At 69.2% G+C, this 21,901-nt stretch carries 26 protein-coding genes and 1 pseudogene; 11 read left to right on the plus strand and 16 right to left on the minus strand.

Annotation, left to right across the window (positions count from 1 at the left end; genetic code table 11):
- Positions 1-107 precede the first annotated feature (107 nt).
- The 3 genes from ACIBVN_RS55125 to ACIBVN_RS55135 all read left to right on the plus strand — a co-directional run bounded on the left by ACIBVN_RS55125 (position 108) and on the right by ACIBVN_RS55135 (position 1,705).
- On the plus strand, positions 108-488 hold the full coding sequence (locus ACIBVN_RS55125; RefSeq protein ID WP_397149999.1) for an isoamylase early set domain-containing protein: 381 nt from the start codon (positions 108-110) through the stop codon (positions 486-488).
- A gap of 13 nt (positions 489-501) precedes the next feature.
- A complete protein-coding gene (locus ACIBVN_RS55130; protein ID WP_397150001.1) occupies positions 502-1,080 on the plus strand; it encodes a hemerythrin domain-containing protein in 579 nt (192 codons plus the stop codon).
- Positions 1,081-1,324: 244 nt separating this feature from the next.
- Positions 1,325-1,705: a nuclear transport factor 2 family protein gene (locus ACIBVN_RS55135; RefSeq protein WP_397150003.1), complete on the plus strand. Its 381-nt coding sequence runs from the start codon at positions 1,325-1,327 to the stop codon at positions 1,703-1,705.
- Here the strand turns inward: ACIBVN_RS55135 and ACIBVN_RS55140 are convergent.
- Complete coding sequence (locus ACIBVN_RS55140) at positions 1,702-2,058, minus strand: hypothetical protein (RefSeq protein WP_397150057.1); 357 nt, start codon at positions 2,056-2,058, stop codon at positions 1,702-1,704. The two genes, ACIBVN_RS55135 and ACIBVN_RS55140, sit on opposite strands and share 4 nt — an antisense overlap.
- Between ACIBVN_RS55140 and ACIBVN_RS55145 the strand changes: the two genes are divergently transcribed.
- A complete protein-coding gene (locus ACIBVN_RS55145) occupies positions 1,985-2,533 on the plus strand; it encodes a helix-turn-helix transcriptional regulator (protein WP_397150055.1) in 549 nt (182 codons plus the stop codon). The genes ACIBVN_RS55140 and ACIBVN_RS55145 overlap by 74 nt on opposite strands.
- On the opposite strand, the gene ACIBVN_RS55150 is transcribed toward ACIBVN_RS55145, so the two are convergent.
- Complete coding sequence (locus ACIBVN_RS55150; RefSeq protein ID WP_397150005.1) at positions 2,446-3,489, minus strand: sensor histidine kinase; 1,044 nt, start codon at positions 3,487-3,489, stop codon at positions 2,446-2,448. The genes ACIBVN_RS55145 and ACIBVN_RS55150 overlap by 88 nt on opposite strands.
- Positions 3,486-4,211 carry a response regulator transcription factor gene (locus ACIBVN_RS55155; RefSeq protein WP_397150007.1) on the minus strand — a complete coding sequence of 242 codons (726 nt, stop codon included), beginning with the start codon at positions 4,209-4,211 and terminating at the stop codon, positions 3,486-3,488. Before ACIBVN_RS55155 ends, ACIBVN_RS55150 begins: the two co-directional genes overlap by 4 nt.
- A 112-nt stretch (positions 4,212-4,323) precedes the next feature.
- On the opposite strand from ACIBVN_RS55155, the gene ACIBVN_RS55160 reads away from it, so the two are divergent.
- The 6 genes from ACIBVN_RS55160 (at position 4,324) to chrA (ending at position 9,542) form a co-directional block, all read left to right on the plus strand.
- Positions 4,324-5,319, plus strand: a complete 996-nt coding sequence (locus ACIBVN_RS55160) for a DUF1259 domain-containing protein (protein WP_397150009.1) — start codon at positions 4,324-4,326, stop codon at positions 5,317-5,319.
- Positions 5,316-5,990 carry a family 16 glycoside hydrolase gene (locus tag ACIBVN_RS55165; protein WP_397150011.1) on the plus strand — a complete coding sequence of 225 codons (675 nt, stop codon included), beginning with the start codon at positions 5,316-5,318 and terminating at the stop codon, positions 5,988-5,990. The genes ACIBVN_RS55160 and ACIBVN_RS55165 overlap by 4 nt, the downstream gene beginning before the upstream one ends.
- Positions 5,991-6,072: 82 nt before the next feature.
- On the plus strand, positions 6,073-6,555 hold the full coding sequence (locus ACIBVN_RS55170) for a Chromate resistance protein ChrB (RefSeq protein ID WP_397150013.1): 483 nt from the start codon (positions 6,073-6,075) through the stop codon (positions 6,553-6,555).
- Positions 6,552-6,983 (plus strand): chromate resistance protein ChrB domain-containing protein, encoded by a 432-nt coding sequence (locus tag ACIBVN_RS55175; protein WP_397150015.1) that lies wholly within the window; start codon positions 6,552-6,554, stop codon positions 6,981-6,983. The genes ACIBVN_RS55170 and ACIBVN_RS55175 overlap by 4 nt, the downstream gene beginning before the upstream one ends.
- Positions 6,980-8,209, plus strand: coding sequence for an MFS transporter (locus tag ACIBVN_RS55180; protein WP_397150017.1), 1,230 nt, complete (start codon positions 6,980-6,982; stop codon positions 8,207-8,209). Before ACIBVN_RS55175 ends, ACIBVN_RS55180 begins: the two co-directional genes overlap by 4 nt.
- Positions 8,187-9,542, plus strand: a complete 1,356-nt coding sequence (chrA, locus tag ACIBVN_RS55185) for a chromate efflux transporter (RefSeq protein WP_397150019.1) — start codon at positions 8,187-8,189, stop codon at positions 9,540-9,542. Before ACIBVN_RS55180 ends, chrA begins: the two co-directional genes overlap by 23 nt.
- 40 nt (positions 9,543-9,582) lie before the next feature.
- Here the strand turns inward: chrA and ACIBVN_RS55190 are convergent, their stop codons facing one another.
- The 12 genes and pseudogenes from ACIBVN_RS55190 to ACIBVN_RS55245 form a co-directional block, all read right to left on the minus strand.
- The gene (locus tag ACIBVN_RS55190; RefSeq protein ID WP_397150021.1) at positions 9,583-9,753 is read right to left on the minus strand and encodes a hypothetical protein; all 171 of its coding nucleotides are present in this window, start codon (positions 9,751-9,753) and stop codon (positions 9,583-9,585) included.
- A 96-nt stretch (positions 9,754-9,849) separates the two neighbouring features.
- Positions 9,850-10,692: a 3'-5' exonuclease gene (locus ACIBVN_RS55195; protein WP_397150023.1), complete on the minus strand. Its 843-nt coding sequence runs from the start codon at positions 10,690-10,692 to the stop codon at positions 9,850-9,852.
- Between the two features lie 329 nt (positions 10,693-11,021).
- The gene (locus ACIBVN_RS55200; RefSeq protein ID WP_397150024.1) at positions 11,022-11,738 is read right to left on the minus strand and encodes a hypothetical protein; all 717 of its coding nucleotides are present in this window, start codon (positions 11,736-11,738) and stop codon (positions 11,022-11,024) included.
- A 440-nt stretch (positions 11,739-12,178) separates the two neighbouring features.
- Complete coding sequence (locus ACIBVN_RS55205) at positions 12,179-12,445, minus strand: hypothetical protein (RefSeq protein ID WP_397150026.1); 267 nt, start codon at positions 12,443-12,445, stop codon at positions 12,179-12,181.
- 117 nt (positions 12,446-12,562) lie between these two features.
- Complete coding sequence (locus ACIBVN_RS55210) at positions 12,563-14,218, minus strand: hypothetical protein (RefSeq protein WP_397150028.1); 1,656 nt, start codon at positions 14,216-14,218, stop codon at positions 12,563-12,565.
- A 157-nt stretch (positions 14,219-14,375) separates the two neighbouring features.
- The gene (locus tag ACIBVN_RS55215) at positions 14,376-16,055 is read right to left on the minus strand and encodes an IS1182 family transposase (protein WP_397150030.1); all 1,680 of its coding nucleotides are present in this window, start codon (positions 16,053-16,055) and stop codon (positions 14,376-14,378) included.
- A 113-nt stretch (positions 16,056-16,168) separates the two neighbouring features.
- Positions 16,169-16,285: pseudogene (locus ACIBVN_RS55220) on the minus strand (integrase core domain-containing protein); the annotation flags it as partial.
- A gap of 47 nt (positions 16,286-16,332) precedes the next feature.
- Complete coding sequence (locus ACIBVN_RS55225; protein ID WP_397150032.1) at positions 16,333-16,632, minus strand: hypothetical protein; 300 nt, start codon at positions 16,630-16,632, stop codon at positions 16,333-16,335.
- Positions 16,629-18,533, minus strand: a complete 1,905-nt coding sequence (locus tag ACIBVN_RS55230; RefSeq protein ID WP_397150033.1) for a tyrosine-type recombinase/integrase — start codon at positions 18,531-18,533, stop codon at positions 16,629-16,631. Before ACIBVN_RS55230 ends, ACIBVN_RS55225 begins: the two co-directional genes overlap by 4 nt.
- Complete coding sequence (locus ACIBVN_RS55235; protein WP_397150035.1) at positions 18,499-19,584, minus strand: tyrosine-type recombinase/integrase; 1,086 nt, start codon at positions 19,582-19,584, stop codon at positions 18,499-18,501. The genes ACIBVN_RS55230 and ACIBVN_RS55235 overlap by 35 nt, the downstream gene beginning before the upstream one ends.
- Positions 19,585-19,667: 83 nt before the next feature.
- Complete coding sequence (locus ACIBVN_RS55240; protein ID WP_397150037.1) at positions 19,668-20,360, minus strand: IS3 family transposase; 693 nt, start codon at positions 20,358-20,360, stop codon at positions 19,668-19,670.
- Positions 20,357-20,668, minus strand: coding sequence for a transposase (locus ACIBVN_RS55245; RefSeq protein ID WP_397150039.1), 312 nt, complete (start codon positions 20,666-20,668; stop codon positions 20,357-20,359). The genes ACIBVN_RS55240 and ACIBVN_RS55245 overlap by 4 nt, the downstream gene beginning before the upstream one ends.
- Before the next feature lie 659 nt (positions 20,669-21,327).
- On the opposite strand from ACIBVN_RS55245, the gene ACIBVN_RS55250 reads away from it, so the two are divergent.
- The gene (locus ACIBVN_RS55250) at positions 21,328-21,477 is read left to right on the plus strand and encodes a hypothetical protein (protein WP_397150041.1); all 150 of its coding nucleotides are present in this window, start codon (positions 21,328-21,330) and stop codon (positions 21,475-21,477) included.
- 84 nt (positions 21,478-21,561) lie between these two features.
- On the opposite strand, the gene ACIBVN_RS55255 is transcribed toward ACIBVN_RS55250, so the two are convergent.
- Complete coding sequence (locus tag ACIBVN_RS55255; RefSeq protein WP_397150043.1) at positions 21,562-21,864, minus strand: hypothetical protein; 303 nt, start codon at positions 21,862-21,864, stop codon at positions 21,562-21,564.
- Between the last annotated feature and the right edge of the window lie 37 nt (positions 21,865-21,901).

Raw genomic sequence — 21,901 nt, forward strand, 5'->3', positions numbered from 1 at the left:
ACAAAAGCCGTGCCGGCGCCCGCTGTCGCTGTGCCGCTGCCTGCGCTGCGATGCTTCGCGGACATGATGCGACCGCGGGAGGCGGCAAGCGAGAGTAGGAGAACGCCGTGATCCGACAGGATGAGCCGACCGCGGACGGGCTGGTCAATGTCACTTTCACGCTGCCCGCCGACATTCCGGGGCATGTCTCAGTCGTGGGCGACTTCAACCACTGGGATCCCTACGCCCACCCGATGCGGCGCAGCCAGCACGGTGTCCACACCGCGGTGGTCACTCTGCCGCAAGGTAGCAGCATCTGCTTCCGGTACCTGGCCGAGGGCGGGCGGTGGCTGGACGATTTGGACGCCGACGCCCGTGACGAGCGTGGCTGCATCGTGCATGTTTGGCCCGCTATCGGTGGGAATGAGGAAGGTCGTACACGGCGCCGCGGACACAGCCACCTGCGCGGTGCCGATGTGTCCCTCCCGCCTGCACATTTCGCCGGATAGGAAGGCCACAAGCGTGGACGAACAGGATGTGATCGCCGTACTGGTCACCGACCACCGCGAGGTCGAGCAGATGTTCACCGAGCTAGAGCAGCTGCGCGGCCCCGCCCAAGCCGACGGGCAGACTCACGAGCAGGTCAAGACCCTGGCCGAACGCGCCGTTATCGAGCTGGTCCGCCACTCAGTGGCCGAAGAGGAGTACCTGTATCCGACCGTGCGCGAGCACGTGCCTGGCGGTGGCAAGCTGGCCGATCAAGAGATCGCCGAGCACGCCGAGGCCGAACAGACGATGAAACACCTGGAAGGCCTGGAGCCGGCCGACGCCGAGTTCTGGCCTACCCTGCAGCGGCTCATGAGCCAGATCCGCCAGCACGTCGCCGAAGAGGAGAACGACCTGTTCCCGCGGCTGCGTCAAGCGTGCCCGCCCGACCAGCTCATCGAGTTGGGCGGCAAAGTGGAACAGGCCAAGAAGATGGCACCGACCCGCCCGCACCCCGCCGCACCGGACACTCCACCCGCCAACAAGCTGCTCGCGCCCGGGACCGGGCTGGTGGATCGCATGCGCGACGCCCTCACCGGCCGGGGACGATCCTGACCCTTACTCGCCGCTCCTGCCTGCCTCCCGGGATGGCCACATCAGGGGCCCTGGCCTCAACGCCGACCCACTTGCATGTACCTCTTCCCGGGAGGCGGCACGCTCACCGCGTCGGGTGCGGCCGCCTCTCTACTTACCCCGCCTGCGTGGTAAGCCAGCGATATAGCTTGCCCCGGGGGGCTGCGGCGTGCCGCAGGCCCGACGCTGCCGTTCTTCTACGCATCGAGGGCAAGAAGGCAGACTCATGACCGAGCAAGCGCTTCACCAGCGCAGCGCGTACGACGTGATCGCCGATCATCTGTGGCTGCGCCAGCAGAAGGCGCTGGAGGAGGACCTGCGCCGCAATTACCACCCCCAGGTGGTTCTCCTTTCGGCCGAAGGCGTCAGCTACGGCCACGATGGGGTTCGCGCGTTGACCCACGTGCTGCGCTCCTATGTGCCCGAGGCCGACTACCGCTATCACCAGATCGTGGTCGAAGGACCATACGCAATGGTGGAATGGACTGCCCGAGGCAGTCAGACCGAGATCCACAACGGTGCCGACAGCTACGTCATCAGCAACGGACGTATCATCGCCCAGACCATCCACTACTCCACCCGAAGCCGTCCCGGCCAGGACTCCTAACCCGCGGCACGGTTGGCGTCCCAGGTGTCACTGCTCCTCGACGACGAGGAGGCGATCGCGACGGCGGTGCCCCTGCGGCTGGCATCGGGGGCACGGTCGCCGGGGCGGGCGAGGCGGCACTGCGGGCGCTCGCGAAGCTCGACGAGGTGATGCCGCCCCGGCTGCGTGCCGAGGTGCGGGCGGTGCGCGGCGCCACCGAGCCCTTTGTCGCCCCCCGGGTCGAGATCGACGCGGAGCTGCTGGTGACGCTCGCGCGGGGCCTGCCGCGACTCCGTGCGGGTGCGGTTCCGGTACGCCGGCCGCGACGGCGGGGAGCGCGAGCGCACGGTCGAGCCGGTGCGGATGGTCGCCACCGGCCGCCGCTGGTATCTGAGGCCTGGGGGCGTCGACCGCGACGACTGGCGCACCTTCCGGCTGGACCGGATGTGCGAGGTGGTGGCGACGACTTGGCGCTTCCGGGCGAGGGAGCATCCGGGATCCGGTCGCCTACGTGCGGCGGTCGGTAACCGAGGCGCCGTACCGGTATCTCGCCCGGGTGCGGGTGCAGGCCCGCCCCGACCGGCTGCGGGAGCTGGTGCCGCCTCAGGTGGGGCGCGTGGAGGAGGATCGCGGCGGATGGTGCGTGCTCGTCGTCGGCGGGGAGGATCTGGACCGGCTCGCCATGCACGTGGCCCGGCTGGCTTCGAGGCGGAGGTGCTGGAGCCCGGCTCTCGGAGGCCAAAGACGGCGTCGGCGTCGGCTCAGGTGCTTTCCGCTGGTGAGACATGGTGCTGTGGCAAGGCGAGCCACACGTCGGCGCCACCGTCGGTGCGGTTGGTGGCGCCGTAGTGGCCGCCCGCGCTGCGGGCGATCGCGGCCACCAGGGCCAGACCCAGGCCGGTGCCGCCGGTGGTGCGGGCGGGGTCGGCGCGGGTGAACCGTTCGAAGGCGTGGGGCAGGAAGGTCTCGGGGAAGCCGGGCCCGCGGTCGCGTACGTGGATGGTGATCTGGCCGCCGGTGGTCTCGGTGAGGATCTCGATGGGGGGTTTGCCGTGGTGGAACGCGTTGTGCACGAGGTTGGTCACGGCTCGCTCCAGCCGCACGGGATCCATCTGGACCTGCAGCCCCGGCGGGTAGCGCAGCGATACTCCGTGATGGCGGGCGGCGAGTCTGGCAAGCAGCGGGGAGAGCGGCGTGACCGCGCTGGTGTGGGCCGCAGCCTGGTCGGCTCGGGCGAGCAGCAGGAGGTCTTCGGCGATGCCCACGAGCCGGTCGGTTTCCTGACGGGCGGAGATCAGGGCCGCGGTGAGTTCGCCGACGTCGCGGGGGCGGCGGGTGGCCAGGTCGAGTTCGGTCTTGAGCAGGCTGAGCGGGGTGCGCAGTTCGTGGCTGGCGTCGGCGACGAAGCGGCGTTCCCGCTCCAGTGCGGCGCGCAGCCGCACGAGCATGGTGTTGAGGGTGTGGGCCAGCCGGGCGATCTCATCCCGGCTGGGCGGAACCTCCAACCGGGGATCAGAGGTGTCCTCGGTGACCGCGGCGGCTTGGGCGCGCAGCCGCTCAACGGGGCGCAGGGCCGCGGCGGCCAGCAGGTAGGCGCCGGCCGTGCTGGCCAGCAGGATGGCCGGGAGCACGGTGAGCAACTCGCCCCGCAGGTCCTCGTAGGCGGCCTGGGCGGTGAGGTGGATCGACTCGTCTTGCGCCTCGCGGAAGTGGGTCAAGGTGGCGTAGCCAGCGCCGATCAGCACCACCGTCATGGCCAGGGTGAAGACCGCGGTCAGCCGGATCCTCAGCGGCAGATGCTTCATCGCGCCTCCTGGAGGGGTGTGCCTCCGTCGCGGCGCAGCCGGTAGCCGGCCCCGCGCACGGTCTGGATGGCGGCGGTGCCGAAGGGGCGGTCGATCTTGTCGCGCAGAGCTCGGATGTGCACCTCGATGACGTTGGAGTGGCTACGGCTGGCCAGATCCCAGCAGTGTTCGATCAGCATGTCGCGGGTCAGGACGGTCCCCGGGTGGCGCAGCAGGGCTTCCAGCAGCGCGTACTCCTTGCTGGTGAGGGCGATCTCGACGGTGCCGCGCCACACCTGGCGGGTGGCCGGATCCAGGCGCAGGTCGCCGGCCTGGAGCACGGTGGGGCGGGGGGCCGGCCCGCGCCGGGCCAGCACGCGCAGCCGGGCCAACAGCTCATCCAGCTCGAACGGCTTGGTGAGGTAGTCGTCGGCGCCGCCGTCCAGGCCGCGGACCCGGTCGGCCACGGCATCGCGGGCGGTCAGCATGAGGACCGGCGTCCACAGGCCGCGGCGCCGCAGGCGGGCGCAGACCTCGAACCCATCGGTGCCGGGCAGCATCACATCCAGCACCACCGCGTCGAAGGCGGCCACCTCGGTCAGAGCGAGCGCCTGCTCGCCGTCGGCGGCCACGTCGACGGCGTGCCCCTCCTCGGCCAGTGCCCGCCTCAGCAGGGAGCGCATCTTCGGCTCGTCCTCCACCACCAGGATCCGCATCACCCCACCAGCCTGCCCCGCGTTCATGAAGCGCCCATGAAGGACCCAACGATTCATCCTGCCCCGCACGGCTTCATCTGAGCTTCATCCCCGGCCGCTACCACGAAAGGAGAGGCCAATCTTTGTTCCGGGAGGTGTGATGACAGCGACTACAGACGTTCGACGGGCGGCTGTGGCGGCTGTGGCGGCCTGCGGCCTGGTGGCCGGCTGCGGCACGACGACGACAGGCCCGGCGGCGCAGCCGACCAAGGTCCACGACCAGCACCAGGGTCAGGGCACGCAGGGTCAGCCGATCGACATGGTCAAGACCACCGAGGCCGACTGGCAGCAGGTGGCTCGCGCGCTGGGCCGCCCCGGCAAGCTGTCGGCCGACGGCACCGTCTACAGGGTCGGCTTCCCCCGCACGGATCTGCAGGTCACCTCGTACGGCGTGCGCATCAAGCCGCCCTTCGCGCTCGGCTCCTATGCCGCCTTCGCCCGCTACGCCGACGGCTCCACCATGGTGATGGGCGACCTGGTGGTCAGCGAACCGGAACTGCCCAAGGTGACCGACGCCCTGCAACGCCGCGGCATCGCGCAGACCGCAGTGCACAAGCACCTGCTGGCCCATGACCCGGACGTGTGGTGGAGCCACCTGCACGCGACCGGCCGCGACCCGGTCGCCATCGCCCGCGCCATCCGCGCCGCGCTCGATCAGACCGCCACCCCGGCCCCGGCCGCGCCGTCCTCGCCACCGCCCCTCGATCTGGACACCCAGCGCATCGACGCCGCGCTGGGCGCCAAGGGCAGCAACGACGGCGGAATCTACAAGTTCTCCTTCGCCCGCAAGGAGACCATCACTTCCCACGGCCGGGTGATCAACGCGGCGATGGGGGTGAACACCGCGCTGAACTTCCAGCCCACCGGCGGAGGCAAGGCCGCCATCAACGGCGACTTCGTCATGACCGCGGGCGAAGTGCAGAAGGTCATCCAAGCCCTGCGCCGCGGCGGCATCGACATCGTGGAGGTGCACCAGCACGCCCTGGATGACGAGCCGCGTCTGTTCTACATGCACTTTTGGGCCAACACCGACGCCGTCCGCCTCGCGGTGGCGCTCCGCGCGGCCGTCGACGCCAGTGCGGTGAAACCGGCATGAGACGGCGGCGCTGGTGGTGGCTGCTGGCCGTCCTGGCCGTGCTCGGGGCGGCTGCAGTGGTGTTCTTCACCCTGTGGGGCCGCCCCACTGTGGTCTACCCTGCGAGCGAGGCCACCGGCACGGCACAGCGCTTCGACTTCGAGGACGTCCCGCCCGGTGGGCTGCCGGCCGGGGCCGAGGTCTACGGCGGCAGCTGGCAGGTACGCGCCGAACCTGACGCCCCGAGCGGAGAGCACGCGCTGTGCCAGAGCGGCACCGCCGATTATCCGGCGCTCTCGCTCGGCCCGCAGGTCTACCGCGACGTGGCCGTCTCCGCCAGGGTCAAGGCGATCTCCGGCAGCACCGACCAGGCCGCCGGGCTGCTGGTGCGCGTTCAGAACGCGGGCAACTACCTCATCGGCCGCGCCAACGCCCTGGAGGGCAATGTCAACCTCTACCGCTACAGCGGGAGCGTTCGCCGCACCCTGGCCGATGGCACCGCCCCGGTCAGGCAGGGCACGTGGCACGAGCTGCGCATGGAGGTGCGGGGCGAGCGCCTGCAGACCTTCCTGGATGGCCGGCTGGTCTCCCGGGCCACCGATGCCACCTTCCCCGCCGGCCGGGTCGGCTTGTGGACCAAGGCCGACTCCCAGACGTGCTTCGACGACGTGACGGTCGAACCGCTCCGCTGACTTCCCAACATCCTGCAACCACGGTTACAGTAACACTGGTTGTAGGTGGAAGGTGGGCCTGTGCGGCGCGTGGAGGTGGGACGTGACCGGTCCAGCGGGGCAGTGGGTGCTGCTGGCCTACCGCATCCCACGCCAGCCGTCCACGCTGCGGATCACCATCTGGCGCAAGCTGGACCGGCTCGGCGTGGCCCGGCTGGGGGACGGGCTGGTCGCCTTGCCGGCCGACGCCCGCACCCGCGAGCAGCTGGACTGGATCGCCGAGGAGATCGTCGAGACGGGCGGCACCGCCACGGTGTGGCTGGCCGTCCCCGGCAACCTGACGCAGGAGAAAGCCATCGCCGCGGGCATGCAGCGGGCGCGGGCGGCCGAGTACCGGGCGGTCATCGAGCAGGCGCAGGCCGCGGCGCAGGCGCGGCCCGGGGAGCGCAGCCGGGCGGTCAAGCGGCTGCAGGCCGAGCTGCGCAGGATCGGCCGGCGCGATTACTTCCCGCCCGCCGAGCGCGAGGCCGCGCAGCGGGTGGTGCGCGCGCTCGCGCAGCAGATCGCAGCGGAGGCCGTGGGATGAAGTGGGCAACCAGAGCCGGGGTGCACATCGACCGGGCGGCGTGCGCCTGGCTGATCCGCCGCCACATCGACACCGACGCCACCTTTATCTTCGTCGGCGATCCCGCCGAGGTTCCGGCCGACGCCACCGCGTTCGACATGCGCGGCGCGGAGCTGTCCCACCACGGCGGCGACTGCTCCTTCGAGACCATCCTGCGCCGCTACGACCTGGCCGATCCGGTGTTGTGGAAGCTGGCCGAGATCGTGCACGAGGCCGACATCGACGACGAGCGTTTCGACGCCCCCGAAGCCCCAGGCCTGGACGTGGTCCTGCGCGGGCTGTCGATGACCTGCGACGACGAGCGGGTCCTTCAGATCACCGCGCCGATCTTCGACGGGCTGTATGAGTTCTACCGGCGGGCGCTGCTGCTGGGGCGCGAACCGGCATGAGCACCAGCACCGACGGCGTCGTCGTGGTGCGCGTCCTGCTGGCCGCCCAGGCGGTGCGCGGGCTCGGCTACGGCGTCGCGGCCGTCCAGCTCGGAGCGATCTTGCGCGCGGAGGGCCTGTCTCCCGCCGAGGTGGGGCTGATGCTGGCGGCGATCCTGGCCGGCAGCCTGCTGTGCAGCCTTGTCCTGGCGCGCTGGGGCGACGACCTCGGCCGCCGGCGGACGTACGCGGCCCTGTACGCGGCGCTGGCCTGCGGCGGGCTCGTGATCGCCGCCGGTGCCCCGTGGTGGCTGCTGGCCGTGGTGGCGATGAGTGGGGCGCTGTCGGTGGAGGTGATCGAGTCAGGGCCGTTCACCACCCTGGAGCAGGTCATGCTGGCCGGCACCGGCCGCCCGCAGCGCGAGGTGGTCCGCGGGTTCGGCCTGTACAACGCGGTCGCGGCGGTCGCCGGGACGGCCGGTGCGCTGCTGGGTGCGCTGCCGGCCGATCGGCGGCTGCTCGGCGGCGTGCTCGCGGCAGCCGGCTTTACCGGCGCCCTGCTGGCCGCGCGCCTGCCCGGCTCCGTCGAAGCGCCGGCGAGGCTGCCCGGTGTTCCTCGCCCGCGGCTGCTGGCCCGCTCCCGCGGCCCGGTGGCCCGGCTGGCCGCACTGTTCGCCGTTGACAGCCTTGCCGGCGGATTCGTGGTCCAGGCCTATCTCGGCTACTGGCTGAGCCTCCAGCACGCGGCCACGACCCGCACGATCGGCCTCACCTTCGCCGTGCTGGGCGTGCTGCAAACGGCCTCCCTGCTGGCCGCGCCGCTGGTGGCGGCCCGCGTCGGGCTGCTGCGCACGATGGTGTTCACCCACATCCCGTCCAACCTGCTACTGGCCGCCGTGCCGCTGGCACCCGGCCTGCCCGCCGCGATCGCGCTGCTGCTGGGCCGGGCGTGCCTGTCGCAGATGGACGTGCCCACCCGGCAGGCCTACGTGATGGCCCTCGTGCCGCCCGAGGAACGAACCGCGGCGGCCGCCGTCACCAACACCGCCCGCTACCTGACCCGCCCGGCCGGACCAGCCCTGGCCGGGCTGCTGTTCCCGCTCGGGGCGGCGCTGCCCTTCATGATCGCCGGAGCCGCCAAGACCGGCTACGACCTGACCCTGTGGCGGATCTTCCGGTCCGTCCGTCTGCCCACCGACCAGCATTCCCCTGATGAGGCCCGTCATGACAACCGACGTAACCCGTGATGTGATCCCGTTCCGGCAGGCCGTGCGGGCCTGGTTTGTGATCTCGCTGCAGACGTTCGGCGGCCCGGCCGGGCAGATCGCCGTGATGCAGCGCACCTTGGTGGAGGAGAAGCGCTGGATTGGCCAGCAGCGCTTCAACCACGCGCTCAACTACTGCATGCTGCTGCCCGGCCCAGAGGCTCAGCAGTTGGCCATCTATGTCGGCTGGCTGCTGAACGGCACCCGCGGCGGCCTGGTGGCGGGCACCCTGTTCGTGCTGCCCGGCATGCTCGCGCTGCTGGCGCTGTCGGCCGTCTACGTCATCTGGCGGGACACCACCGTGGTGACCGCGCTGTTCGCCGGGATCGCCCCGGCGGTGCTGGCCATCGTCGCCCAGGCCGTCATCCGGGTCGCGAAACGCTCCCTCACCCACCCGCTGTTTGTCGCCGTCGCGGTGGCCGCCTTCGCCGCGCTCGCGCTGTTCGGCGTGCCGTTCCCCGTCGTCATCGCCGTCGCCGCGCTCGTCGGATGGACCGTGCACCGGGTGGCCCCCCGCATCTTCACCAAGGGCAACGGGCACGGCGGCGACGGCGGGCCCGCGCCGCTGATCTCTGATGACGCCCTGCACCACGCTCAGCCGAGCTGGCGCAGCGCGGGGAAGATCCTCGCGGTCGGGCTGGCCGCGTGGTGGCTGCCGGTGGCCGCAGTCGCATTGTTCCTGGGCACCGACAGCGTCTTCACCACCCAGGGGCTGTTCTTCTCCGGCACCGCCCTGGTCACCTTCGGCGGTGCGTACGCCGTGCTCGCCTTCGTCGCCCAGCGCGCCGTCGAGACTTATGCCTGGCTCACGCCCGGGGAGATGGTACGGGGCCTGGCCCTGGCCGAGACCACGCCAGGGCCGCTCATCATGGTGGTGCAGTTCGTCGCCTTCCTCGGCGCCTACCGCGACCCCGGCGCGTTGACCCCGTGGGCCGGCGCGCTGCTCGGTGCTTTGCTGACCACCTGGGTCACCTTCGTGCCGTGCTTCCTGTTCATCTTCCTCGGCGCCCCCTACGTGGAGCGGCTGCGCCACAACACCGCCATCAGCGCCGCGCTGACCGGAATCACCGCCGCGGTCGTCGGCGTCATTGCCAACCTGGCGCTGTACTTCGCCGAGCACACCCTGTTCGCACGCACGTTCGCGTGGGCGTGGGGGCCGTTCGCGATCCAACTCCCGGAGCTCGGCACCATCAGCCCGATCGCCGCGGCGATCACCGTGGCCGCATTGATCATGACGTTCGTCCTCAAGTGGCCGATGCTGCGCATCCTGGGCATCTGCGCCCTGCTGGGCATGGGCACCATCCTGCTGCCTTGAAATGTGTGGGCCCGGTGACGCTTCACCGGGCGCTGGCCTCCTAGGGATGCTTGCCCTTGTTCTTGGCCGTGGGGACAACCAGCTTGCAGGCGATGTCGGCGACGCCGCGCTCGGGCAACGACAGCGCATAACCGATCATGTCGTTGTCGAAAACCCGCGGCCGCCCGCCATGGCGGCCGCGCTTGCGGGCGCCGGCCCGCTCAGCCAGCACTGCTGGAGGTTGACCGGCTCGGGCGACGGTTGCGGCGCGCTCCAACCACCCCAGGTTCACGAACCCAAGGCCCTGGCACCCGCCAAGGTCCGTCTCTCACCGCAAGTTCCGGCCAGACCGTCCTTCAGAATTCGCGAACTCTCGGGGAACGCAGAGGGTGGCCAGCACGCGGTCGGCTTCACGGGCATCGCCCGCAGCACGGTGGGCGCCGCCCAGTGGTAGCCACCAGTGACTGCGCCGCCACACCGTCAGCGCCTGCATCAGGCAGGCCCACCGGCTCCGCGTGGGTAGCTGTGCGGGATCAAGTCCGCTGGCCCGCTGGGTGGCGGCCACGCGGCCGCGGTCCAAGTCGGCGTTGTAGGCCAAGATCGTTGCCTGGCCGGCCGCGTCCAGGAAGCGAGGCAGGACCTGTTCCCAGGTGGGGGCGCCGCGCAGGTCGGCCGCGCTGATCCCGTGCACGGCCTGGGCTTCGGCGCTAATCGACGCGTCGCCCGGGTTGACGAGCGTGTCCAGCAGGAGCCGGCCCGAGCCGTCGGCGGCCAGAACGGCGATTTCGATGATCACACCGTCCAGGTCCGTGGTCTCGCAGTCGACGATGACCGCCTGGCCGGGCTGGCGCATGCGCCGGGCCCAGCTGATCACGTCGCCGATCTCGCTGGACAGCCGCACGTGCTCGGCGTGCCGGGCGGCAGCCGGGTGGGCGAGCAGTGCTTGCTGGACCTGCTCGGCGGTGGGGGTGCCGTCGCTGCCGGGTTCCCAGTCCAGGACCCACACGTCCTCGAGGGGCTGCCAGCGCGGCCACACCTCGATCTGGTGCTCGGTGGCCAGGTCGGCGGCGAACCCCCGGATCGCGGTGGCGCGGCTGATCGGTAGCGGGGTGTACTCGCGCAATGCCGAGGGGCGGCCCAGCCGCACCGCGCGGACAGCTTCCCAGTCCACCCCGGGCACGTCAGCACATCTTCCAGGGCGCCGAGGGTGAACACCGGCACCGTGATGTCCTTGAAGCGGCGGCCGCTGTGGCCGCGCAGTTCGCGCAGCTCGTGCCGGGCGGGGGCGAGCCAGCCAGCCGCTACCAGGTGATCGAGGTCGATGCGGCGAATGTCCAAGTGCTCGGCCGCGAGGGTGGGGCCCAGCAGCCGGGCGCGGCGCACCTCATCCACCAGAGACTCGTCGCCGGCGAGCGTAGCGATGTCGGCGCGGGCGTAACGGTCGAAGCGACAGAGCCGCATACCGTGGTGGGCTGCCTGGCTGGCGAGCTCGGCTTCTGTCTAGCCAAGCCACGCGGCAGCATCGCCTGGGTTGATCGAATCGGCCAGCCACGCCTGGCGTGCGGCGACCACCGCGGCGAGCGGGCTGTCGGGCCCTTCGGCCAGGCCGGCCGCTGCGTCCGGGTCGTACAACGGCCAGCCCTCGTACTCGCCCACCGGCGCGAGCATGCCCCGCTCGGCAAGCTCGGTGATGTCGTCCGCCTGCACCTGCAGTCCGGTCGCGGCGGCCAGGCGCTCGGCGCAGCGACGCGCTCCGAGCGGCTGTGGCGGGATCCGCGCCACCAGGTCGCGGTCGGCAAGGAGCTGCCGGGCCAAGACACGGGTCCAGTACGGCGGCCGGTCCGGGTCCGGGATCACCGCGGCGTCGCGGCCGCGCCGCCAGGCCCCGTAGTCCAGGCCGAGCGCGGCGCGCAGCTCGTTGTCGGCGAAGTCGTCGGGAATGGCCTCCAGCAGCCGCTCGCGGTCAGCGACGAGCTCGTCGACTTTCGGGCCGCTCCACCTGGGCGTCTTGAGGTCAGGGTCGGGGATCAAGCCAGCCGCGCGGCAACGGCTGAACTGATCTTCAGTGAAGTCCAAGGCGCGGCGCAACTGGGTGGCGCTGTGCGCGAGGGTCCGCCGCCGCCGTCCGGGTCGGGTCGCCCTACCGGATGGGGTGTCAGCGGCGCCGGTCAGGCAGGTCTGGGCGGCAGCGTCCTCGTGGGTGTGGTGGGTGGTCATGACCGAGCCTTCCTCGCGCGACCAGCCCATGACCGGTGCGCGATCACCACGAAGAAGTACAGGCGACGGCACGGCGTTCGACGCTGCCATAGGGGCAGCGTTCGGTGAATCACTCGCGGCTGATGCCAGGCTGTACCTTCTCACCGAGAAGGACGGGCACCTTCGCCCCAATGCCAGGGGTCATGGGCACCCAAGGCGGGCTTCGGCCATCTCCGCGTGGCCGTGCCATCACGGTAGCCGTTTCCCAAGGGACGCGCCACCCTCTTACGTACCTCATGTCAACGAGTTGTTGACATGAGGTACGGGCTGCGGCCGCGCGCACATTGGACCGCTGCGACTGAGTGCTTCAGCCGGCGGACCAGCAGCTCAGCTGGCGGAGGAGCCTTGAGCTGGCGGATCTTCATCATCACCAGAACCGTGTTCTGGAAGTCGGGCGGAGTTCACGACGCAGTGCGGTGCGGTGGCTTCGTGCCGACCGCGTTCTTGTGGGCGGCCAGGCGCTGGTGGCGGCGGTGGTCACGCCACCACTCCAGACGATCAGCCGACTCCTGCGGGAAGATCGTCTGGACCACCATGACTATGAGGACGAGGGCGAAGCAGCCGTAGGCCCCCACGGTGATCCACCACGGTGCCCCGGCCAACGCAGTGGCCACACCGCCGATGCCGGCCATGGCCGAGGACGCGACCATTCGGGTTCCGGGCTGCATGCGAACTCCTCTACCGGGCGTACGAGCTCGTACGCGGATCTCGGGTGCCCGGGCTCTCCTGCGCGGGCCTGGATCCAGTTCAGCGGAAGTGACCGGGAGGCTGGGTAACGGTGGATGTCACACGCTGACGTCTCTGTAGTCGTTGAACGCGTCGTCCCATGCTCTCCGCATGACCAGCTCCAAGATCAGAGAGCTTTGCCTGAACGCCCAGCCGGCGAGGCACTCCACAAGGTCAGGGCGGTTTCCCGCGGTCAGCGCGTCGGCTACCGAGCCGCCCGGCCAGTACCACCACGCCTGGGTGACGGTGAAGTTGAACCTAACACCCCAGATCTTTCTAGCATCCCGGGCGATGCGCCCAAACTGGCGCGTGTTGCCATACGCCTCTTCCAGTCTGCGCCGCAACCCGGGTTCGGAGCTGGGAATCGACTTGATGATGTCGGTCATCGAGCGCAGGGTCGCTGCGCGGGCGTCGGTCATCGCGCGCCGCTTCTCCAGGGCGTCGAGGAACCCGAACTCGTGGGCCTTGTCGACCGGGAGGCGGAGCCTCATATCGAACTCGGGATGTTCGTCTCCGATCCCGAAGGGGTCGTCCTCACCGCTCCAGTCGATCAAGATGGCTTCGATGAACGCCACGAGCTGGTCCGCGCGGACCTTGGAGGCGGCGCGGAGGACCGGCTCGATCCCGGGGACCGGCGCCAATCCCGGACGGCCTGGAGTAGGGATCAGAGGCCAGACCACGTGCCGCTCCTGATGCCGGAAGGCAAGGACCCGCCCGTTGGCCAACCAGCCCGCGTACGGTTCGGGCGCCGGCGCGGCGGCTGCGACCCTCCGGCCGTGCCAGTGCGCTGGCAGCCGCGTGATCCAGCCCGGTGGCCGGATTTTCCGCTTAACCGGATGATCCACCGATGCGTTGATCAACCAGTCCGCGAAATTCTGGCTTTCCACGAGGCGCTCGGCCCGCCATACCGCGGTGGCGCCGCGTCCGACCCCACTCGCCTCGATCACTCCGGCGCGGTATCGGGCCCGGGCCGTGCCGCCATCACGCAGGTCCACCAGGAGTCTTTCCCACTGCTGTCCCTGCTGGTGCAGCATCTTCTCGTTCTGGGCGGCGTTTGGGCCGGTCAGAAGGTCACGGGCGATGTTCGCGGCCACCTGGAAGCGCACCGACCCATGCCAGGCCACCTCCTGTTCCAGCGCCTCCGCAACCAGCAGCAGCCGCTCCTCCTGAGAGGTTCTGGGAGGGCTTCCGGGTCCGGTCGCCCTCAGGATCTCGGCTTTGGTGAGCACGGCCAGCTCCGGCGCGGTGCTCGTGGCCGCGACGGCCAGATACCACAACCCGCGGGCTGAGCCGTGCCGCAGCAGCGGCAGCAGACCGTCGAGGACCTCATCGACGAACGGCTCCTCGACAGCGATCGCAGTCATCACCGCATCGGTCAGCGACCGGCTCTGATAGTCGCGGTGGGCTCGAGGCGACTGGCCCGCAAGACGAAGGGAGACCGCACGGGCTCGCGGCCCAAGGTCGGAAGGCAACCGCAGCCGCAGCGGTCGATCCGGCCTCGGCGCCTTGGGCCAGAAGGCAGGGAGCGGATAGCGCAGCACCGTTGAGACGTGAGTGAGCCGCTCTTCGGGATCCAGGTGCTCCTGCCGCTCGACATACTCGCTCAGCAGTCGGCGGACCGTCTCATCGCGCGAGAGCCCTCTCCTGGCCACGATCGTCTGCAGGGCAGCATATGCGCAGGGCAAAACCCTCACATTGGTCTCCACATTGCCCACGACATCCAGTATTGAGCTTGTTCCGCTTTGACGGACACCCTCTTTGTGGTGTTCAGGCCGCGGTGGCCTCGAAGTCAGCGGGGCTACGGTAGTCCAGGCTGCTGTGCAAGCGGTGCAGGTTGTACCAGCCCTCGATGACCCTGTTGCCCAATTCCGTTCAGGCAGTCAGTGCCAGGTCAAGAGCAGCGAGGTGGGAGATTCTGGTGCGGGCGAGCGGGGCTGCCGTCCACCAGGCGTCGAGCCGAATCATGTTGATAGCGGCGGCGGTAAACACATGCGCAAGGCGGGTCTTGGCCAGGCCGATGTAGCGGGTTCGGCGGGCCCCCGTGGTGGCAACGGCCTGGTGGATGGTGCCTTCGACGCCAGAGCGGACCGCATACCGCATCTGCCACTCGTCAGTGGCCTGATCGACACGGATCTGTTGGAGCACTTGATGCTCCTGGCGTGGACGGATGGTCAGTTGGCGACCGTAGCGCAACGAACTGGTGCACTGCTCACGGCTCGGGCATGGGTGGCAGGTGGCGGCGGCGAAGCGGATCCGGATCGCTGGCAACCCGCCCTTGTCGCGGCCCTCGGTCCAGTACCGGCTGGCCTGTCCTTGCGGGCATGTGGCCTGGCGGGCGTCCCAGTCGATGGTGAAAGCGCTCACGCCATAGCCGGCAGCGAGTCCGGCTTGCCGGGTGGTGTCGGGCCGTACCGGTCCCAGCAAGGTCACCCCATGATCACGCGCTGAGGCCACCAGCAGGCCAGCGGAGGTGTAGCCGGCATCCACGACGTGCTCGCCGGGCAACATGCGCCTGGCGTGCAGATCGGCATGGATTTGCTCGGTCACCTGCACGTCGGGAACCGTGGCGTCGGTAGTGACCACGTTCGTGATCAGATGCGGCCGGCCGAGAGCAGGACCGTCACACGTCTCAGTGAGATGGACCTTATAGCCCGTCCAACTGGATCCGCGTTTGATCGCGTAACGGGCCTGGACGTCATAAGGCGAGCTCACCAGATCTCGTCCCGGTGGAAGGTCGTCGCCCTTGCGCCAGATCACCTCCCGGCCGCCGTCGGTCCCCGTGGTGCGCTGGAACTGCTGGATCCACACCGTCCGTAACGTGTCCACTGCGCTGATCTGGCGCAGCCATCGCGGCGCATCGACGCTGTGAACTGCCTCCAGCAGCCGGTACCCGTCGGCCCCGATCCGCCGAGCCAACGCAGCGCGTTCATCCTCCTCGCGCGGGAGCCGATAGGCCTCTGTCCTGGATCCATACTCCTCGATCCAGCGCGGCTCGACATGGGCGATGAGCCATTGCGGCGCGGCCGCGGCCAGTGCTTCCAGCCCGGCCCGCAGCGTCTCACCGACAAATTCCAGCCTGTTGAGAATGCGCACCGCACCCAGCACATGGGTGGAATCGCTGCGTTGCCGACCACCGGAGGCGACCAAGCCTCGTTCGGCCAACTTCGCCAACATCACATCCAAGACCTTCATCTCCAGCCCATGATGGAGCAGACGATCTCGGAAACCGCTGAGCACGGTGAAGTCGAATCCCGCATCCGACAGTTCCAGCCCCAGCAGATATTTCCAGTCGATCCGAGATCGCACCGCGTGCGCCGCCTGGCGGTCGGTGAGGTTCTCGGCAAACTGCATCACCGACACCAAAGCCAGCTGACCAGGCGATATCCCGGGACGTCCCCGCCGTCCGAACGCGGAGGCGAACTCCTCATCCGCGAACAGCATCCCCAGTTCGTCGCGCACCCGCATCGCCAGACAACCCTTGGGAAATGCTGCCTGCGCCACGGCCGCCGTCAGTTCGGGCACCTGCGGCCACGGACGCGCCTGCATCGACACCGCTCACCTCATCCTGCGGCGATGACAGAGGGGGGAACGCCGCAGCGAAGATCATCCAACAGATGATCAGCACCCGACGCCGAACGATGCCACCCAATTGAGCAACAGGGTCCCTCGATGAACTCGAAGATCGCGCTGCGGGCGGCGGCGCGGGTGGGCCAGGGCTGGGTGTCGAGGAGTTCGCCCTTGAGGGTGGCGAAGAACGACTCGGCCAGTGCGTTGTCCCAGCATTATCCGGCTAATGAAGCCGGTTCTGGGCGTTGGCCGGTTAACGCTTTCAGCTCACCCGAGTAGTAAGTCGGCGGAGTTGCTCTTCGTGGCGCCGGACGCGTGCAGCGACGGCTTCCAGGGCGGTTTGGAGGTTTCGTATTTCCTCGAGGAGGCCGGTGAGGGTGCCGTTGGTGGCGGCGCGGCGGCGGTTTTCCTCGATGACGGCGCGGAGGCTGGGGCTGCGGTAGAGGCTGGTGCGGCCTAGCCCGGTGAGGTGGGCGACGGCGATGAAGGTGACGGGTTGGCCGTCGCGGCGGAGCTGGGCGCATGCCTTCTCGACGCGGTGGAGGGTGTCGCTGCTGGTCATCCGGCGTGGGCCTCGCTGATCAGATGGTCGAGTCGGGTGATGAGCCGGCGGTGTCGTTCGGCTTCGGCGATCCAGCCTCGATTCTCGGCGTCTTGGGCAAGCGCGTCTGCGTCGACACGCTGGGCGGCGAGGATGGGCAACGAGCTAGGTTCGGTGTGGAAGCTGGGGCAGTGTTCCCAGATGTTGGCGTAGATGCAGGCGCCTTGGGCGGGTGCGCGTAGGCAGAAGCCGCCGGCCATTCTGGATTTGATCAGTGGGGTGTCCTTCCAGTCCTTGCCGCCGGTGATGTCGGCCAGGGGCAGGTGGACACGGCCGGGGGCCGGGGTGCGGGCTTGTTGTTTGGCCAGGTCGAGGGCTCGTTCGTATTCGGAGCGGACGGTGGTGTCGAACAGTCGTCCATAGCGCAAGCTCATTTCAGCGGAGGCGTGTCCGAGCAACGCCATCAACGCCTGCAACGAGACCCCGGCGTTCACCAGGGCCGTGGCGTAGGTGTGGCGAAGCTGGTGGGAGGTGATGCGACCGAGCCCGGCTTGCTGAGCGGCGCGATCGAGTTCGGCGCGGATGGCGCCTTGGCCGAGGCGGCGTCCGTGGTGGGTGAACAGGAACTGAGCCGGACGTCGGTAGCGGGGATGCGGCATGGGTCTGCCATGCGTTCGGAGCTCGATGGTGCGGTCGATCAGGTCGAGGATCTCTTCATCGAGGGGGACCATGCGTTCGGTCTCCAGCTTCCCGAGGCCGATCTTCAGCCAGCTGCCGTGGCCGGGAACCTCATGGACGCAGTCGAGTTCCAGGTCCAGAAGTTCTCCGATGCGTAGCCCGCAGGCGCGTTGCAACCTTAGGGCGCAGGCGGCCAGTTGGTTGCCGGGACGGTCGCGGAGCTCTTCGGTCAGGCGGCGATCGGCATCGACGGGCAGGTAGCGGGGCAGCACCTGCGGGAGCTTGGGGTTGTCATCACGGAACACCAGCTTGCGGGCGGGCGCCTCGGCCCAGCCCCACTCGGTGATGTCGGTGAGGAAGCCGGTCAGCGCGATCACCCGGCGGGAGCGGTCGGCGACGGTGATGACTTCGCCGTTCTTGGGGTTGACGGCGTCGACCAGGGCGGTGAGGTAGGGCTCGATGTGACGCTGGCGGTCCAGCTTGGCGATCGAGGTGAGTCCGGGATCGATGTGGGTGAGGAAGAGGCCGAAGTGTTTGAGCCGGGTGGCGATCGCGGAGACGGTCTTGGGCTGACAGGTGGCGCGCTTGCGTTCCAGGTAGGCGATCATCGTGGTGCGGATCGGTTCTGCCACCTCGGCCAGCCGCTGCTCGAAGGGGACCGGCCCGCCCATCCTCGGCAGCGTGTCGATAATGCCCAGGTGGAACAGGACCCGCTGGGCGTTGCTGAGCGCGGACAGGTAGTGGCGGTGGTCCTTGCCGGTGCGGGCGCTGCGGGCGACGCAGGCGGCGGCGAACTCTTCCAGATCGTCCAAGGTGAGCTGCTCCAGAGGGCGTCCGGCCTGGATGAGTAGCCGGGCCGGCACCTGAGAGCCGGTGGCCAGACGCACGCGCAAGGAGAAGCCGAGGTCCTCGGCGGTGGTCATGAAGCGCTGCACTCCCGCAGCGATGGGCGAGTCCTCGATCTCTCGCCAGAACGTGGACAGTTTGCGTTCCAGCAGGTAGTCGTAGCCGGGTCGTAGTCCGCGGTGCAGCATGAGGAAGGTGATGATCGGCCGAGTGTGCGCATCAGCCGACAAGCGGATCTCCAACGGCTCGGCGGCCCAGCACCCGGGGTCGGGCCAACGCTCGAAGAACACTCGCGCGGCCTGCTGATAGGGACGGTTGCCTCGCCCGGTCCGCTGCAGATAGTCCAGGTAATCGGCGTGCAGGCTAGTGCTGGGCGCGGATGCGGCTGCGTGCGGCATCGAACTCGGCTTTCACGTGGGCGGGTGCCAGATGGATATAGCGGGCGGTGGTGTCGACGTGCGCGTGACCGAGCAACGCCTGCATCACCGCCAGGTCGACTCCGGCTTCGGCCAGTGCGGTGCCGAAGGTGTGCCGCAGCGCGTGGGGATGACCAGCGGTGATCCCGCTGACGGCGCGGTGATAGCGGAAGATCGTGCGCAGCCCGGCCGCCGTGAGCGGTCGTCCCCGGTTGGGGCCCTTGGCCACCAGGAACAGCCGCTGCTCGGTCGACTCGGGACGCTCAGCCAGCAGATATACCTGGATGACCGAGGCGACGTCGGCGTCCAATGGGACGCGCCGCTGCCGATCGCCTTTGCCGATCACGCTCGCCCAGCGGCCACCGATGTCGGCGTCGGCGACGTTCAAGCCGAGCACCTCGGCAGAGCGCAGCCCGCAATACAGCATCAGGCCCGCGATCGCTCGGTCTCGCCAGGTGTGGAAGCTGGCCAGCAGGTCGGCCGCCTGGGTCTGGGACAGCGCTTTGGGCAGGCGCCGGGGCTCGCGCAGTCGTAGCGAGGAGCGATTCTTCGGACGGCGGATCGTGTGCGCGAGCATCCCGGACCGCTCGCCGGCCACCCGCCAGCGCGCCTCGCGTCCTTTCGGGACCGGGTTGATGGACTCCGGGTCGCGCATCGTGACGAACGTGAACAGCCCCGAGATGGCCGCCAGCCGCCGGTTGATCGTCGTGGCGGCGTACTGATCCATCCGACGGCCCGACAAGGTGACGACGTTCGGGCCGCCGCGACGCCCGGGAACCTTGGCCTCCCGACAGGCGTGCAAGAACTTCAGCAGCGTCTCGGTCGTCACCTCGCCCAGCGACACGTCCTCGGTCGCCAGCCAGCGGCAGAATGCCAGCAGGTCATAGCCGTAAGCGCGGACGGTCTTGGGCGAGTAGTTCCGGTCTGCCAGATACGCCAGATACTCATCGACCACGACGAACTGCTCGGCGGACGGTCCGGCCAGCATCCAGCTACCCTCACGCGCTTCGAGCCGGAGTCCTTGTTCGATCATGAGAACAGATGTACCTGCGATGACCCCATCCGGCCAGCAGGTAGCAGATCACGGTGTGTCGCTGACCTGGGGAAACATTCGTATTAGCCGGTTAAGAGGGATTGGCCGGTGCGTCCGACCGACAGCCGCACCCCGAGCCGTTCAGCCAGGGCGGCGTAGGCGGCGCTGGTGTACTGACAGCCCCTGTCCGAGTGAAAGATCACCGGCCCGGTGGGGCGGCGGCGTGCACAGGCCTGGCGCAGGGCCTTGGCGACCAGGTCGGTGCGCAGGTGGTCGGCCGTCGCCCAGCCGACCACCCGGCGTGAGGCGATGTCGATGACGGTGGCCAGATACAGCCAGCCCTCCTCGGTCGGAATATACGTGATGTCGCCGCACCAGCGGGTATCGACGGCGGCTGCATCGGGCGTGAAGTCACGGCCGATCAGGTCCGGTCGGGCCTCGGCGTTCGGGTCGGGGATGGTGGTCTGCTGCCGGCGGCGCCGGTGCCGGCCGGTCAGGCCGAGCGCGCGCATGAGCCGGGCCACCCGCCGCCGGCCACACTGCTGCCCGTCTCGCTGCAGCTGCGCATGCACGCGCGGCGCGCCGTAGCTGCCTCGTGAGCGCGCGTGCACCTCGGTGATGCGGTTGGCCAGCTCCCGGTCGCGCATCGCGCGGGGCCCGGGCACGCCACTGCGGCGGGCGTAGAAGGCGGCACGGGAGACTCTCAGCAGCTCACAGGCCCGTTTGACGCTGTGGCCGTCCTGCTTTTCCGCCTCGATGAACGGGTGCACGTTCACCGGGTCTCCTTGGCGAAGAAAGCCGTCGCTCGCTTGAGGACGTCGACGTCCTCACGCAGCCGCCGGTTCTCCCGCCGCAACGCCTCCAGTTCCTGGCGTTCGCTGCTGGTCAGCCCGTCCCGTTGACCGGCGTCGACCTCGGCCTGGCGGATCCATTGGCGCACCGCGGTCTCGGTCAGGTCGAAGTCCTTGGCTACCTGCCCGACCGAGCGGTCACCGCGCTGGCACAGCTCGACGATCTCGGCTTTGAACTCCGGCGTGAACGAGCGGCGAGGACGCGGCTTCTTCTTCCCCATGCTCTCCATCATGGACATCCTTCCGGGGACAAGCCCCTGATCTCGGATGTCCGTCAAACCGGATCAAGCCCAGAGGTAATGCCGTACGGCGAGGGGAGGGACACGAGGCAACGCCTTCCTGATGGAGTGCCGGATGTGCGGTCGCGCCTGGCCTCGATTGTCGCCCATCTCAGGAAGCCGTCACGACGACCATGCCGTTCAGCAGTGCGGGAGCCGCTTCCGACCCAGTCTGCAACTCGGCTTCGATCGCTGCAGCAGCTTGGCGGCCCCCACCTCGAGGGGCGAGGCCGTCCCTGAAAGTTCCATCGACGAGGTTCGATGTTACGGGCCTCCTCAAGGCTCAAACCCTTTGCAGACTTACGAACTGGACGACGAAGCCCTCCGAGCCGCGCAGTTCAACACGCGACACGAAGGGACGTGGCGTGCATATCTTGATGCGTGTTACGAGTTCTTCTCGAGGGCTCTTGTGCAGGAATCCACGGGCTTGATCCCGTCGGCTTGCTGGAGGCTCACGGTCGTCTCACCCCTGTCGGTCTTCGAAGGTCAGTCTTCCCGCCTGTATCCGGACCACTTCGCCGCAACGGACGCCGCCCGGAAGGACCACCTCAATTTTCAGCTCTTCCTTGGCAGGCCCGTACCAGGTGATGCCCACAGCCGTCGTCAGGAGGGCAGTGAACGCCATGCAGAACCGCACCCCGCGCTGCAGGGGCGCCGGCGGCTCGCTGCGCCTCGAATTGATCAGCGCCGACCACCGAGTCGTGATCGGTGCAGAGCAGGTCCTGCACGGCGACGGCGGCGGGCCGGCCGTGCGCGGCGCGTAGGAACAACAGCGCTGCGGCCCCGCCGGCATGGATTCGGACAATAGGCACCATAACGTCAAAGCCGCCGCACTACGCGAGCCTGGTTCAGGGCAGCGACTCGATGTGCAGATCAGGGGAGACCCGCAGGAGATCAGGTCCGCGGTCGGTGACGAGCGGCCAGCCGTACTGAAGGCCGCACCAAGCGACGTGCGCAAGAGCTGGGTCGGGGGCGCCGAGGTCGGCGATCTCGTGTGCTTTTTCGCGGTCGTCAATCAAGTCCAGGTGCACTCCGGGGCTGGTGGTAAGAATCATCAGCGTCCAGCGCAGATCCTGCGGGATGTCGGCGAGGGCCGGTATGTAGGCGGTGACGGGGATGAGGAGCGTGTTGGTCCCGGAAGCGAGCGCCAACTCGATGAGGGTGCGAGCGTAGATGCTTTTGCCGGTG

The sequence above is a fragment of the Nonomuraea sp. NPDC049400 genome (genome assembly GCF_044466425.1).
GTDB lineage: Bacteria > Actinomycetota > Actinomycetes > Streptosporangiales > Streptosporangiaceae > Nonomuraea.

Coding starts and splice junctions, on each gene's coding strand:
- ACIBVN_RS55200 (WP_397150024.1), bottom strand. CDS start 11,738: ATGACCACCCACCACACCCACGAGGACGCTGCCGCCCAGACCTGCCTG.
- ACIBVN_RS55205 (WP_397150026.1), bottom strand. CDS start 12,445: ATGCAGCCCGGAACCCGAATGGTCGCGTCCTCGGCCATGGCCGGCATC.
- ACIBVN_RS55160 (WP_397150009.1), top strand. CDS start 4,324: ATGACAGCGACTACAGACGTTCGACGGGCGGCTGTGGCGGCTGTGGCG.
- ACIBVN_RS55245 (WP_397150039.1), bottom strand. CDS start 20,668: ATGATGGAGAGCATGGGGAAGAAGAAGCCGCGTCCTCGCCGCTCGTTC.
- ACIBVN_RS55230 (WP_397150033.1), bottom strand. CDS start 18,533: ATGCCGCACGCAGCCGCATCCGCGCCCAGCACTAGCCTGCACGCCGAT.
- ACIBVN_RS55225 (WP_397150032.1), bottom strand. CDS start 16,632: ATGACCAGCAGCGACACCCTCCACCGCGTCGAGAAGGCATGCGCCCAG.
- ACIBVN_RS55175 (WP_397150015.1), top strand. CDS start 6,552: ATGAAGTGGGCAACCAGAGCCGGGGTGCACATCGACCGGGCGGCGTGC.
- ACIBVN_RS55235 (WP_397150035.1), bottom strand. CDS start 19,584: ATGATCGAACAAGGACTCCGGCTCGAAGCGCGTGAGGGTAGCTGGATG.
- ACIBVN_RS55150 (WP_397150005.1), bottom strand. CDS start 3,489: ATGAAGCATCTGCCGCTGAGGATCCGGCTGACCGCGGTCTTCACCCTG.
- ACIBVN_RS55165 (WP_397150011.1), top strand. CDS start 5,316: ATGAGACGGCGGCGCTGGTGGTGGCTGCTGGCCGTCCTGGCCGTGCTC.
- ACIBVN_RS55180 (WP_397150017.1), top strand. CDS start 6,980: ATGAGCACCAGCACCGACGGCGTCGTCGTGGTGCGCGTCCTGCTGGCC.
- ACIBVN_RS55155 (WP_397150007.1), bottom strand. CDS start 4,211: ATGAACGCGGGGCAGGCTGGTGGGGTGATGCGGATCCTGGTGGTGGAG.
- chrA (WP_397150019.1), top strand. CDS start 8,187: ATGACAACCGACGTAACCCGTGATGTGATCCCGTTCCGGCAGGCCGTG.
- ACIBVN_RS55135 (WP_397150003.1), top strand. CDS start 1,325: ATGACCGAGCAAGCGCTTCACCAGCGCAGCGCGTACGACGTGATCGCC.